Origin of the sequence: Aurantimonas sp. Leaf443, assembly GCF_001425575.1 — a bacterium.
GTDB lineage: Bacteria > Pseudomonadota > Alphaproteobacteria > Rhizobiales > Rhizobiaceae > Leaf443.
In genome coordinates this window covers 220,823-234,095 of sequence record NZ_LMRD01000006.1, presented here as the reverse complement: position 1 = coordinate 234,095, position 13,273 = coordinate 220,823, and the positions used below count along the sequence as shown (strand labels likewise).

Sequence of the window (13,273 nt, the reverse complement as noted above, 5' to 3'; positions counted from 1 at the left end):
CGTATCGAATCCGTCATTTTTAAAGGCGCGGCAAGACATATGGAACCTCACCCATTCGGGTGATCTGCGAGCGAGCGGGATATGGTCTGATCGTTCCGTGCGATTGCCTCAACGGCAGGCGATCCAGCGAACTTAAGGGAAACAAATGATTCGACGTCGGTCCATCATCGTCGGCGCCTTCGCGGCCGCGACGCTTCTCGCGGCCCCGGCCGCCCTCGCGCAAAACTTCACCTGGGACGGAACGTGGAGCGGCCGGTCGGCGAACGGACGCACCACCGCGATCACGATCGCCAAGGGCAAGGTCGTCTCCTGGCTTTCGAACGGCAAGCCGCAGCAGATCGCCTCCTCCTCCGTCGCCCCGACGGGCGTCGCCATCCGGCATGCCGAAGGCGCGGCGGTGCGCCTGACGGCGCGGGACGCCAGGACCGCGACCTATAGCTGGAAGGGAAACGGCGCGAGTTCGACGGCGATCCTGAAGCGATAGGCCGCTCGTCCGCCGCGTCTGGAACGGCGGCGCGCCCGGCGACGGGCGCCCGCTCAGCAGAGCGTGACGTTGACGGCCAGTCCGCCGAGCGCGGTCTCCTTGTATTTCTCGCTCATGTCGATGCCGGTCTGGCGCATCGTCTCGATGACGTCGTCGAGCGAGACGAAATGCGTGCCGTCGCCCTTGAGCGCCAGACGCGCGGCGTTGATGGCCTTCACCGCGCCCATCGTGTTGCGCTCGATGCAGGGGATCTGGACGAGGCCGCCGATCGGATCGCAGGTCAGGCCGAGATTGTGCTCCATGGCGATCTCGGCGGCGTTCTCGATCTGCTCCGTCGTGCCCCCGAGAACGGCGCACAGGCCCGCCGCCGCCATGGAACAGGCGACGCCCACCTCGCCCTGGCACCCCATCTCCGCCGCCGAGATCGAGGCGTTCTGTTTGTAGAGCGCGCCGACCGCGGCGGTCGTGGCGAGGAAGGTCACGACGCCGTCGTCGCCGGCGCCGTGCACGAAGCGTTCGTAATAGGCGAGCACCGCCGGGATGACGCCGGCCGCCCCGTTGGTCGGCGCCGTCACCACGCGCCCGCCGGCGGCGTTTTCCTCGTTCACCGCCAGCGCGTAGAGATTGACCCAGTCGAGCGTCGTCAGCGGATCGCGCAGCGCCTGCTCGGGGCGCTTCAGGAGCTCGGCCTGCAGCCGGCGCGCGCGGCGGCGCACCTTCAGCCCCCCGGGCAGGATGCCCTCCATCCGGCACCCGCGCTCGATGGAGGCGAGCATCACGTCGCGCAGATGCAGGATTCCCTCGCGGATCTCCGCCCGGCCGCGCCAGGTCTCCTCGTTGGCGAGCACGATCTCGGCGATCGACAGGCCGTGCCGGGCGGAGAGCGCCAGGAGCTCGGCGGCCGAGCCGAACTCGTAAGGGGCGCGCGCATTGGCGAGCACCGGCGCTTCCCCCGCCGCGTCCTCGCCCGTCACCACGAAGCCGCCGCCGACGGAATAGTAGTCCGCCTCGTCGAGCCGCGCGCCCGCCGCGTCGAAGGCCGAGAAGCGCATGCCGTTGGAATGATGGGGCAGCTTCTCGCGCATGAGGAGATGCAGCTCGTGCCCCTCGCGGAAGGCGATGCGCCGGCCGCGATCGAGCTGCAGCTCGCCCTTCGACAGGATGTAGCGGTAGAGGTCCTCGGCGTCGTCGGGGTCGAGCGTGTCGGGCCGCAGCCCGGCGAGCCCCAGCATCACCGCCTTGTCCGTGGCATGGCCCCTGCCCGTGAGGGCGAGCGAGCCGTAGAGCCGCACCTCGACGCGCGCGGTCTCGGCCTTGCTCCCGCGCTCCTCCAGCCGGTCGAGGAAGCGGCGCGCGGCCCACATCGGCCCGACCGTGTGCGAGGAGGACGGCCCGATGCCGATCTTGAAGAGGTCGAACAGGCTGACGGACATGGGCCCTCCCTTGGACGAGGCGCAGGAGACGCCGCTTCGCCCGCCGGCGCAAGAGCGCTCGAGGCGCGGGGGCGCGTCCATTGACGCATCCGCCGTTTTGCCCGATCCGTAGGGCTCGCGCCCGGCGCGAGTCCCCGCCTTCGGCCTCGCATGGCGGGCAAGGGCCTTGCGGCCGGCGTGCAGCGCAGGGAAGGACGGCATGAACGTCTCCGAAGCCGTCATCCTCGTCGCCGGGCTCATCGCGGGCGGAGCTCTCGCAGCGCCGCTCGCCGCGCGCCTGCGCCTTCCCGTCTCCATCGTGCTGGCGCTTCTGGGCATCGCCATCGGCCTGTTCGGGCGCGAGATCCTGGCCGGCGAGGAGGCCGCGCAGATGGCGAGCCTCTCGCCCGGCTCCGCCTTCTTCCTCTTCCTCCTCCTGCCGACGCTCCTCTACCAGTCGTCGCTGGAGATCGACTTCCACCGCATCCGCGAGGATGTCGCGCCCATCGTCATCCTGGCGCTGGTGGCCGTGCTGGTGGCGACCTTCGGCATCGCGCTGGCGCTGACGCCCTTCACGCCGCTGCCCACCATCGCCTGCCTGCTCCTGGCCTCCATCGTGGCGACGACCGACCCCGTGGCCGTCATCGGCATCTTCCGCGACGTCGGCGCGCCGGACCGCCTGACGCGGCTCGTGGAGGGCGAGAGCCTCTTCAACGACGCGGTCGCCATCTCGCTCTTCCTCGTCTTCACCGCCGCGATCGCCGATCCCGCCACGATGGGCGCGGGGCGCATCGCCGTGAACTTCCTGTGGCTGCCCGTCGGCGGCGCGCTGCTCGGCATCCTCGTGGCGCGGGTCTTCGTCGATCTCGCCGCGCGCCTGGCCGGCGACCGGCTCACCGTCGTCTCGCTCAGCCTCGCGGTGCCCTTCTTCTGCTTCTGGCTCGCCGAGCACCACCTCCATGTCTCGGGCGTCATCGCCGTGGTGGCGGCGGGCGTCAGCGTGGCGACGCTCGCGCCCGGGCGCATTCCCAACCACGTCTGGAGCTATCACACCGACATCTGGGAACAGCTCGCCTCCTGGGCGACGATCCTCGTCTTCATCCTCGTCTCGATGCGCGTGCCCGGGCTCCTTGCCACCGCCTCGGCGGCGGACGCCCTGCTTCTGGCCGTCGTCTTCACCGCCGCGCTGGCGGCGCGCGCCCTCATCGTCTTCGGCCTGTTCCCGCTGCTCGACCGGTTCGGCGTCTATCCGCCGGTCTCCCTCCCCTTCCGCATCGTGACGCTCTGGGGCGGCCTTCGCGGCACGATGACGCTGACGCTGGCGCTCGCCGTCACCGAGAATCCGGGCATCCCCGAGGACATCACGCGCTTCGTGGCGGTGCTCGCCACCGGCTACACGCTGGCGACCCTCTTCGTGCAGGGCGTCACGCTGCGCCCGCTGATCCAGGGCCTCGGCCTCAACCGGCTGACGGATGTCGACCGCGCCGTGCGCGACCTCGCCCTTACCTCGATCACCCGCCGCATCCTGGAGCGGCAGCAGACCGTGCTCGACCGCTTCCGCGCGCAGGGTCTGGAGGTCGATCCGAGCACGCCGGTCAATCTTCGCGTTCAGGGGCGCATGCGCGGGGGAAGCGACATCGAACTGGCGAAGAAGACCGCCATTGGCCTCGCCACGACCACCGCCCGCGAACGCGAGATGGTGCTGGAGCATTTCGCCCGCGGCACGCTGGCCGCCCGCGTCTCGCGCCGCATGGCCGCCGACGCGCGCCGGCGCACCGACGCCGCGCGCCACGGCGGCACCGCGGCCTATCGCGAGGCGGCCGCGCGCGAACTCGATTTCGACACGCTCGACAGGCTCGCCATCGTGCTGCAGCGCCGGCTCGGCAAGGGGCGCATGCTCTCCGGCCGCCTCGCCGAACGGTTCGAGCTTCTGGTGGAGACGGCGCTCGTCCTCTCCGAACTGCCCGCCTTCGTGGAGGGCGAGGTCGCCGCGATCCTCGGGGCGGACGTCGCCGAGCGGGTGCAGGCCGAACTCCTCCTGCGCCGCCAGAACGCCGAGCGCGAGATGGAAGCGCTGACGCTGCAATATCCCGGCTACGCCCGCGACGTGCAGCGCGCCATGGCCGAGCGCTCGATCGACGCGCTGGAACTGTCGGAAATCCGCCGCCTGCGCCAGGCGGGCATCATCAACAGCGAGATCGAACGCGACCTCACGCGCGAGGTGAAGGCGCGCGCCGCCCTCCAGTCGCGCCCCGCGCTCGACCTGCAGCTGGACCGCGAGACGCTGATCGCCCATTGCGAGATCCTGTCCGATCTCAGCGAGGAGGCCCGGCGCCGGCTCGCCCGCTATCTCCGGCCGTTCTTCTCCGGGCCCGGCAACACGATCATCCGGCGCGGCGACGACGGGGACGCGGCCTATTTCGTGGCGTCGGGCTCCGTCGAGGTCGATACCGGCCAGGCGGTGCTGCGCATCGGACGCGGCGAGGTGGTCGGCGAGATCGCGCTTCTCTTCGACGTGAAGCGGCAGGCGGACGTGACGACGCTCGGCTATTCCACGCTCCTGCGCCTGTCGCGGGCCGATTTCGAGCGCTTCCTCGCGAGCGACCAGGCCCTCAAGAAACGCATCGAGGCCACGGCGCGCCGGCGCATGGACCAGAACTCGGCCGGGATCGACCCCTCGCCGGCCGAGATCGACCGGATCGACGAGGCGCGCGTCGCGCCGGGCCTTGCCTGAACCGAACATGCTTGCCGGCGGCGCGTTCGTCCGCCGGCCGCGCGCGCCCTATCCGAACAGGCCCTTCTTCTCCGCGTCCGGCTGCGCCACGCGGCGCGAGCTCTTGCCGATCGTGTCGGCGACGCGGGCGCCGCGCTGGCCGATGGGCTTGGGCGGCAGATTGGTCGTGTCGAGCGCGGTCTGGTGTTCCATCTCCGCGTTGATCTCGGCGCCGACGATGAAGATCGTCGAGGAGATCCAGACCCACATCATGAAGCCGATGACGGCGCCGAGCGAGCCGTAGGTGGCGTTGTAATTGGCGAAGTTCTGGAGATACCAGGAGAAGCCGATCGAGGCGGCGAGCCAGATCGTGGAGGTGAGGACGGCGCCGAACATCACCCAGATCCAGCGCGCCCGGTTCCGGCTCGGCCCGTAGCGGTAGATCATCGCGATCGAGCCCGTCACCACGAGGAAGACGAGCGGCCAGCGCAGCGCGGCGATGAAGAGATCGGTGAGGCTGGAAAGGCCGAAGATGGCCATGACGATCGGCACGACGCCGACGGCCGTGAAGAGGAGGATGCCGACGGCGACCGCGCCGAGCGTGAAGCAGAAGGCGACGGCGTTGAGCTTCAGGAAGGAGCGGCGCTCCTGCTCGCCATAGGCGACGTTCATCGCCTCGAACAGCGTCTTGATGCCGTTGTTGGCGCTCCACAGGGAGAAGGCGAGACCGAAGACGAAGCCGAGCGAGAGCGAGGCGGGGTCCTGGGTCACCAGCCGCTCGAGCTGCGACTGCAGGAGCTCGGTGCCCGCCTGCGGCAGGAACTGGCCGATGAAGGCGATGTGGTCGCCGATCGTCGCGGGATTGGCGACGAAGCCGTAGAAGGAGACGAAGACGGCGAAGGCGGGGAAGAGGGCCAGCAGGAGATAGAAGGTCGCGCCCGCCGCGATCAGCATCACGTGGTCTTCGAAGAAGGAATTGTAGACCCTGAGAAGGATGTCCTTCCAGCCCTTGTAGGGGATGGAGAGCGGTCCCTCCGCGTCCCGCCCGCGACCCGGCTCGCTGGCCCGCTGCCGTGTTTCCTCGGTTGTGTAGGCCGAAAATCGCAGACTCATCGATCGACTTCCAAGGAGGGCGCATCCATCGCCTGAACGAGGCGGGGCGCGACGACGCCCGCCCGGTCGCAGATGGCCGAGCGTAACACGGCAATGCCACAATTCTGCGTGGGTTCCAGCCGAAGGCGCCCGCGCGGTCGGTATTTTGCGGAAAGGGCAAACGGGCCACGGGGGACGGCGCCCGTAAAACGCCACAATCGCCGCGACTCGGCCGTTCCGGCGCTGGACAATCGCCGCGCGCCCTCCTAAAGATAAAGAGGACTATATTCCTTCTTCTTGCTGAGGCCGGGACCGATGTTCTCCCACGACCGGATATGGGCGGCGATCGATGCGCTGGCGGCGCGCAATCGACTGTCGGCCTCCGGCCTCGCCCGGCGCGCCGGGCTCGATCCCACGACCTTCAACAAGTCCAAGCGCATGGGCTCGGACGGGCGGCCCCGCTGGCCCTCCACCGAATCGATCTCCAAGGTGATCGAGGCGACCGGCGCCAGCCTCGACGAGTTCGCGAGCCTGATGCGCGGCGAGGAGCCGGCGCAGGCCGTCCCGCCCCCGCCCGCCATCCTCACCGTGCCGCTGCTCGGCTTCGCGCAGGCCGGCCATGGCGGCTTCTTCGACGATGCGGGTTTTCCCGCCGGCCACGGCTGGGACGAGATCGCGCTGCCGGCCACGGGCGACGCGGCGGTCTACGCGCTGGAGGTCTCCGGCCAGTCGATGATGCCGCTCTATCGCGACGGCGACGTCGTGATCGTCTCGCCCGACTCCTCCATCCGGCGCGGCGACCGCGTGGTGGTGCGCACGCGCGACGGCGAGGTGATGGCCAAGATCCTGCAGCGCCGCACGGCCCGCACGATCGAACTCGCCTCGGTCAATCCCGACTTCCCGGACCGCCAGTTCGCCGTGGAGGAGATCGAATGGATGGCGCGCATCCTGTGGGCGAGCCAGTGACGCCGCCTGCCGCTCGCGGCACCTCGGGCCTCCGCCGGGAGCGCCGGTCGCCCGAACGGGGGCACGGCTGATGCAGGACGGCGATCCGCGGACCCTCCTCCTTCGCGGCGACAGACCGGCCGCCCCGGTGCGGCTCGCCATCGCGCTCGCCGGCTTTCTCCTGCCCTGTCTTCTCCTCCTCCTGCTCGCCCCGGCGGAGCCGTCCCTCCTCGCGTCCGATCCCGCCGACGGCGGACGGGCGCGGATCGAGGTGGCCGAGCCGCCGCCGGCCGAGGACGAAGGCCCGGCCGATCCGGCGCCGGGACCGGACGCCACGCCCGGTGCCGCCGCCGGCCCGCGCGACGTGACGCCGGACGGCATGACGCCCTCGCCCTATGCCTACGAGCCGGCCATGCGAAAGGCTCCGCCTGCCGAAGGCGCCGCGCCGTCTCTGCCGCCGCCCCTCGCGACGGCCGAACTGGGGGCGGAATGGCCCCTCCTCCTGCGGCCCGTCGCGGTCGACGGCGCAAGGCTCGCGATCGGCCAGAGCACGGTGACGCTCGCGGGCGTCGCCGCCCCGCCGCTCGCCAAGGTCTGCGGCGCGCCCGGCATGGGCTGGCGCTGCGGGGTGGAGGCGCGCACGGGCCTGCGCAACCTCCTGCGCGGCCGCGCCGTGCGCTGCGACGTGGCGCCGGGCTTCGGCACGGTGCGCGCGGAGGTCGAAGCGCGCTGCTCGGTCGCCGGGACCGATCTCGGCGATTGGGCGGTGCGCCAGGGGCTGGTCGAGGCCGTGCCGGGCGGCCCCTATGTCGAGGCCGAGAGCGAGGCGAAGGCCGCCCGCCGCGGCCTCTGGCGCTGAGCGCGCCTCAGGCCGCCGGCGAACTCGCCGCGAGCGAGCCGTCGAGCGCGCGCCGGATGAGGGCACGGGTCTCGTCGATGCCGTAGAGCGCCACGAAGGAGCCGAAGCGCGGGCCTTTGTCCTGCCCGATGAGCGTCTGGTAGAGCGCCTCGAAGAACTTGCCGGAGACGCCCGGCCCCCCGTCCGGGCCGGTGCGGCTCGTGTCCTGGTAGCGCTCGATGGGCCGGGCGACGTCGAGCATGGCGTTCTGGATCGCGTTGGCGTCGGCATCCTTCGGCAGGGCGCCGAGCACGGTCTCGAGCTGGCCGAGCGCCTCCCGCTCGACCGCGTCGGGGGCGCGGAACCGCTTGGCCGGCGCCACGAAATCCTCGAAATAGCGCAGCGCGTAGCCCACCAGCGCATCCAGTTCGGGCGCGGTCTGCGGCGTCACGCCCGGCGCGTAGCGCGAGATGAAGCCCCAGAGCGTCGCGCTGTCGGAAGCGTTGGAGGCCGAGACGAGGTTGAGGAGAAGCGCGAAGGGCACCGCGATGCCCTTCACCGGCGGCTCGCCGCCATGGATGTGGAACACCGGGTTCTGCAGCCGCGCCCGCGCATCCTGCCGCTCGTAGGCGCCGGCGAACTGGTAGTAGTCCTCGACGGCCTTGGGGATGACGTCGAAATGCAGGCGCTTGGCCGCCTTCGGCTTGTTGAACATATAAAGCTGCAGGCTCTCCGGCGAGGCATAGGCCAGCCAGTCCTCGATCGTCAGGCCGTTGCCCTTGGACTTGGATATCTTGGCGCCCTCGGCGTCGAGGAAGAGCTCGTAGTTGAAGCCCTCCGGCGGCGTCCTGCCGAGCGCCCGGCAGATCTTGGAGGACAGCGTCACGCTGTCGATGAGATCCTTGCCGGCCATCTCGTAGTCGACGCCGAGCGCGGCCCAGCGCAGCGCCCAGTCGGCCTTCCACTGGCACTTGACCGCGCCGCCCGTGACGCTCGTCTCGTAGCGCTCGCCCGTCTCGGGATCGCGCCAGACGACCAGCCCGCGCGCCTCGTCGCGCGCCTCCATCGGCACCTGCATGACGATGCCGGTCCGCGGATGGATGGGCAGGAAGGGCGAGTAGGTGGCGCGCCGGTCCGCCCCCAAGGTTGGCAGGATGATCGCCATCACCTCGTCGTAGCGCGCCAGCATGCGCAAAAGCATCTCGTCGAAGCGGCCGGAGGCGTAGTAGTCCGTCGCCGAGGCGAACTCGTAGTCGAAGCCGAATCGGTCGAGAAAGGCGCGCAGGCGCGCGTTGTTGGCCGCGCCGAAGGAGGCGTGCTCGTTCGAGAAGGGATCGGGCACGCGGCTGAGCGGCTTGCCGAGAAAGCCCAGCATCATCTCGCGGTTCGGCACGTTATCGGGCACCTTGCGCAGGCCGTCCATGTCGTCCGAGAAGCACAGGAGCCGCGTCTTCACGCGATCCTGCGTGAGCGTGCGGAAGGCGTTGCGCACCATGGTCGTGCGGGCCACCTCGCCGAACGTGCCGATATGGGGCAGGCCGGACGGGCCGTAGCCCGTCTCGAACAGAACCTCCTCGGGCATCCCGCCCTCGAACCGCTTGAGCAGCTTGCGCGCCTCCTCGAACGGCCAGGCGTTGGAGGCGCCGGCCGCCTCGACGAGCGCTGCATCGGGAGCGGGGGAGACGGACATGGTTCGACCTTCGTGTGCGGGCGAGCGGGCATTCGGCGGGCTTGCGGGAGGCGCTGCGGCGCCGCGCCTTCAGGAGGCCGCCCGCAGGCGCCCGGTCTAGAAAGAACCCGCCGGTCCGTCAACAAACGCCGCCCGCGCTTGCGCGGCGCGATCTCGTTCTTACCTAACGCCCCACCCGCGGCCCGGCGCCGCAACAGGAGACGACGAGACGATGCCTTCCCTCGGGGCCCAGGACGCGCTGATCCACCTCATGGTCGCCATGGCGGCCGCGGACGGAGGCATTTCGGACACGGAGCTGCGCGGCGTCGGCGCGCTCCTGGCGACCGCCCCGGTCTTTGCCGGGTTCGATCTGCAGCGCCTGCCCGACGTCGCCGACCGGTGCCGCGAGATCCTCGCCTCCGAGGACGGGCTCGCCGACCTCATCGCCGAGATCGCCGGCAGCGTGCCGGTGAAGCTTCACGAGACGGCCTATGCGCTGGCGGTCGAGATCGCGGCCTCCGACACGCGGGCGGGCCAGCCCGAGCTGCGCCTCCTGCAGATGCTGCGCGACGACCTCGATCTCGATCCCCTCGCCACCGCCGCCATCGAGCGCAGCGCGCGGGTGCGCTACCGCAAGCTCTGCCCCCCTAGAACGGGCTGTAGGGGAAGTATTTCAGCATCAGTTCCGAGAAGCGCTTCCTGACGACGAGCTGTCCGATCGCGTAGTCGAAGGACCGGGCGAGATCGCCGTCCTGCGGCTGCACGGCGATCGACAGGCCCTCCCCCAGGAAGAGATCGGAGAGATAGGCCCCGCCAGAAAAGGCGCAGCAGTCGGCGGCCGTCTCGCTCCCGAGCCAGAAGGACAGGCCGACGCCATCGCCGAAGAAGGCGGCGACCTTGCCCTCGCGCATGGCGGCGAGCCCCTCCTCGCGGGTCGGGAAGACCTCGGCCCGCGTCGTCGGAAAGAAGGCCCGCAGCATCGCCGCATGCGCCGTGCCCCCCACGACCGCGACGGCCTTGCCGGCCAGGCTCTCCACCATCGGCTCGGCGAGCGTGGCGTCGCGGCGCGTCACGAAGCGGGCGGGATAGCGGAAGTAGGGCTCGGTGAAGGTCGTCTCGCGCCGGTTCGCCGGGGTCATCGCAAGGCCCGCGATGATCGCGTCGCCCTCGCCGCGCCGCAGCGCCGGCAGGAGATCGTCGAAGGGCATGGCCTCGATCTGGCAGGTGGCGAGGATCTGCAACTCCTCGCAGATGGCGCGCGCCAGATCCACGTTGAAGCCGGCGAGCTGGCCGCGCGCGTCGAGGAAGTTGAAGGGCGGGAAATCCGTCGTCGTCAGGAAGCGCACGCGCCCGCGCTCGGCGAGATCGGGCTTCACCAGCCGCTGCCGCTGGTCGAAGAAGTTCGGAACCGCGACATCCTGCGCCAGGACGGGCGCGACGGGGCCGCCGAGCGAGACGCAGAGACTCACCAGAGCGAGCAGTCTTCCCACAGAAGTTGCAATCATCGGTTCGTTTTCCACCTTCGCGCCATGCGGGAGACTTCTCTGCACACCCGTCCAGTCCGGTTGCACAACCGTCTCTGGCAGGCCCGCTCTCGAACCGCCGGTCCACGTGCGCGACGACATCCTCGACGACCGGCGGCGCGCCGCGAGCGCCATCTACGACCGCCCCGGCGCCGGGCGCAATCTGTCCCCCGTTCATTTCGCCCCGGCCGCCGCCCCGCCGCCGGACGAGGATCGCGGGCCCGGCGCGCGTCTCGCCACGCTTCTCGGCGTCTCCCCCGAGGCTCTGCGCGAGGCCTTCCTCGCCGCGCGCCACAACGGCACGGATCCCGGCGAGGAACTCGTCGCGCAGGGCATCCTGCGGGAGGCGGACCTCGCCCGCGCCTATGCGCGCCTGCTCGATCTTCCCTGCGAGCCGATCGGCGCGGGCGACCGGGCGCTGTCGCCGGGCCAGGGCGCGGCGCTCGCCGGCGTGGAGATGCTGCGCACCTGCGACACGGCCTTTCGCCGCAAGCTCTTCCTCCTGCCGCGCCTCGCGACGCTGGCGCACACGCGGCGCTTCCTGGCCGACAATCCGGAGCTTCGCGCCATCGCGCGCGTCACCTCCCGCAGCGATGCCGAGCGGCTGGCCGAGAGGGGCAGCGCGCCCGACAGGCTGGCCGAGGCGTCCTTCGGCCTTGCCGCCAGGGCGCCGCAGCTCTCGGCCTATACGGTGGTCGACCCCGCGCAGGCGGCCGCCTTCTGCCTCGCCGCGACGCTGTTTCTCGTTTTCGCCACGCATCGGCCGCTCGACATGCTTATGGCGCTGCATGTCGGGGCCGGCCTTCTCTTCCTGGCCGCGCACGGCCTGCGGCTCGCAGCGCTCCTCGCCCGCCCGGTCGGCAACCGGGCGCAGCGCGGGCTCGCCGCATCGCAGCCGGACGCGCCGCTCCCGATCTACAGCGTGGTCGTCGCGCTCTATCGGGAAGGGGCGGATGTCGTGGAGGCGCTGGTCGAGGCGCTGGCGCGTCTCGACTGGCCGGCCTCGCGGCTCGACGTCGTTCTGGCCTGCGAGGCGGACGACCACGACACGCTGCGCCATGTGGAGCGCGCGCTCGCCGGCCGCTCCGCCTTTCGCTGCATCCGCGTGCCGCCGGGCCTGCCGCGCACCAAGCCGAAGGCGCTCAACTTCGTCCTGCCGCTCCTGAAGGGAACCTATGTCGTCCTCTACGACGCCGAGGACGCGCCCGATCCCGGCCAGCTGCGCGAGGCCGCCGCGCGTTTCGAGGCCGATCCGGGCCTTGCCTGCCTCCAGGCGCCGCTTTCGATCCGCAACGCCGGCGCCTCGCCGGTCGCGGCCCTTTTCGACCTCGAATATGCCGGCCTCTTCGGCCGTTTCCTGCCCTTCCTCGCAGGCCGCGACCTGCCGGTGCCGCTCGGGGGCACCTCGAATCATTTCGTGCGGGCCCTTCTCGAGCGGGTCGGCGCCTGGGACCCGCACAACGTGACGGAGGACGCCGATCTCGGCATGCGCCTGTGCCGCGCCGGCCACCGCATCGGGACGCTCGAACGGCCGACGCTGGAGGACGCGCCGGAGCGCCTTTCCGTCTGGCGCCCGCAGCGCAGCCGCTGGCTGAAGGGCTGGATGCAGACCTGGCTCGTCCACATGCGCGATCCCGTCCGGCTCCTGCGCGACATCGGCCTGAAGCGCTTCCTCGTCTTCCAGCTCCTCTTCGCCGGCCTCTTCGGCTCGGCGCTCGCCCATCCGCTCATGCTGGGCTTTGCCGGGCTCACGCTGGCGGCGATGGCCGCGGGCGCCGAGCTCGGGGCCCTCGATCTCGCGCTCTACGGGCTCGATCTCGCCAACATCCTTCTCGGCGGCGGCCTGTTCGTCGCGCTGGCCGCCGTCTCCATGCCCCGCCGGGACTGGCGCCGGCGGCTCTGGCCGGTCGGCCTCCTCGTCTTCGTCTACTGGTTCCTCCTCTCCTACGCCTTCCTGCGCGCCCTCGCCGAACTCGTCGCCCGCCCCCATCACTGGAACAAGACGCCCCACGGGCGCGCGGCCGGGACAGGCGAGGCGGCGCCCGCGCTGGCGCCGAGCCTTGCCGAGGTCGCCCGTCTTGCGGGAACGGGCCCGGCGCCCGCTCGTTGAGGTGCAAACGCAACGCGCGAGAGGAGGACGACCATGTCCTGGACGGAAGGAAGCCGCATGATGGCGGCAGGCGAGAGCTTCGACGGCCAGGTCGGCGCCGACGCGATCGAGGCCAGCCGCGTCACCGGCACGCCGGTCTACAACACCGAGGGCGACCATCTCGGCCACATCCACGATCTCGTGCTCGGCAAGCGCGACGGGCAGGTGCGCTACGCGATCATGTCCTTCGGCGGGTTCCTCGGCATCGGCGAGGACTATCATCCCCTGCCCTGGCAGGTGCTGAAATACGACGAGCGCCAGGGCGGCTACGTCGTCGGCGTGACGATCGACCAGCTGAAGGAGGCGCCGCGCTACGGCGCGGGCTCCGAACCGCGCTGGGCGGACGAGGATTACGGCCGCCGCATCGACGACTTCTATCGCCCGGCCTTCATCTGACGCCGGCGGACGGCCCGGACAGCAAGGCATGGAAACGGAGAAGGGCGGCTCT

Annotated in this window: 11 protein-coding genes; 7 read left to right on the top strand and 4 right to left on the bottom strand. The window is 70.9% G+C overall.

What is annotated here, in order from left to right; translation table 11 throughout:
* Positions 1 to 145: 145 nt before the first annotated feature.
* A complete protein-coding gene (locus ASG48_RS05775) occupies positions 146 to 484 on the top strand; it encodes a hypothetical protein (protein ID WP_055846589.1) in 339 nt (112 codons plus the stop codon).
* Between the two features lie 53 nt (positions 485 to 537).
* On the opposite strand, the gene ASG48_RS05770 is transcribed toward ASG48_RS05775, so the two are convergent.
* Positions 538 to 1,917, bottom strand: a complete 1,380-nt coding sequence (locus ASG48_RS05770; protein WP_055846586.1) for an L-serine ammonia-lyase — start codon at positions 1,915 to 1,917, stop codon at positions 538 to 540.
* A 199-nt stretch (positions 1,918 to 2,116) separates the two neighbouring features.
* On the opposite strand from ASG48_RS05770, the gene ASG48_RS05765 reads away from it, so the two are divergent.
* Entirely contained in the window at positions 2,117 to 4,630 is a 2,514-nt protein-coding gene (locus tag ASG48_RS05765; RefSeq protein ID WP_055846583.1) for a cation:proton antiporter, read from the top strand.
* A 48-nt stretch (positions 4,631 to 4,678) separates the two neighbouring features.
* Here the strand turns inward: ASG48_RS05765 and ASG48_RS05760 are convergent, their stop codons facing one another.
* Positions 4,679 to 5,722 carry a YihY/virulence factor BrkB family protein gene (locus tag ASG48_RS05760; protein WP_055846581.1) on the bottom strand — a complete coding sequence of 348 codons (1,044 nt, stop codon included), beginning with the start codon at positions 5,720 to 5,722 and terminating at the stop codon, positions 4,679 to 4,681.
* 294 nt (positions 5,723 to 6,016) lie between these two features.
* Between ASG48_RS05760 and ASG48_RS05755 the strand changes: the two genes are divergently transcribed.
* Positions 6,017 to 6,667 carry a helix-turn-helix transcriptional regulator gene (locus ASG48_RS05755; RefSeq protein ID WP_055846578.1) on the top strand — a complete coding sequence of 217 codons (651 nt, stop codon included), beginning with the start codon at positions 6,017 to 6,019 and terminating at the stop codon, positions 6,665 to 6,667.
* Positions 6,668 to 6,737: 70 nt separating this feature from the next.
* Complete coding sequence (locus ASG48_RS05750) at positions 6,738 to 7,505, top strand: thermonuclease family protein (protein ID WP_055846576.1); 768 nt, start codon at positions 6,738 to 6,740, stop codon at positions 7,503 to 7,505.
* Between the two features lie 7 nt (positions 7,506 to 7,512).
* On the opposite strand, the gene ASG48_RS05745 is transcribed toward ASG48_RS05750, so the two are convergent.
* On the bottom strand, positions 7,513 to 9,174 hold the full coding sequence (locus tag ASG48_RS05745) for a lysine--tRNA ligase (RefSeq protein ID WP_055846573.1): 1,662 nt from the start codon (positions 9,172 to 9,174) through the stop codon (positions 7,513 to 7,515).
* Between the two features lie 211 nt (positions 9,175 to 9,385).
* Between ASG48_RS05745 and ASG48_RS05740 the strand changes: the two genes are divergently transcribed.
* Entirely contained in the window at positions 9,386 to 9,856 is a 471-nt protein-coding gene (locus ASG48_RS05740) for a tellurite resistance TerB family protein (RefSeq protein WP_055846571.1), read from the top strand.
* On the opposite strand, the gene ASG48_RS05735 is transcribed toward ASG48_RS05740, so the two are convergent.
* The gene (locus ASG48_RS05735; protein ID WP_244486777.1) at positions 9,801 to 10,622 is read right to left on the bottom strand and encodes a transporter substrate-binding domain-containing protein; all 822 of its coding nucleotides are present in this window, start codon (positions 10,620 to 10,622) and stop codon (positions 9,801 to 9,803) included. The genes ASG48_RS05740 and ASG48_RS05735 overlap by 56 nt on opposite strands.
* A gap of 142 nt (positions 10,623 to 10,764) precedes the next feature.
* On the opposite strand from ASG48_RS05735, the gene ASG48_RS05730 reads away from it, so the two are divergent.
* On the top strand, positions 10,765 to 12,786 hold the full coding sequence (locus tag ASG48_RS05730; RefSeq protein ID WP_055846566.1) for a glycosyltransferase: 2,022 nt from the start codon (positions 10,765 to 10,767) through the stop codon (positions 12,784 to 12,786).
* Between the two features lie 33 nt (positions 12,787 to 12,819).
* Complete coding sequence (locus ASG48_RS05725) at positions 12,820 to 13,221, top strand: PRC-barrel domain-containing protein (protein WP_244486776.1); 402 nt, start codon at positions 12,820 to 12,822, stop codon at positions 13,219 to 13,221.
* Positions 13,222 to 13,273 lie beyond the last annotated feature (52 nt).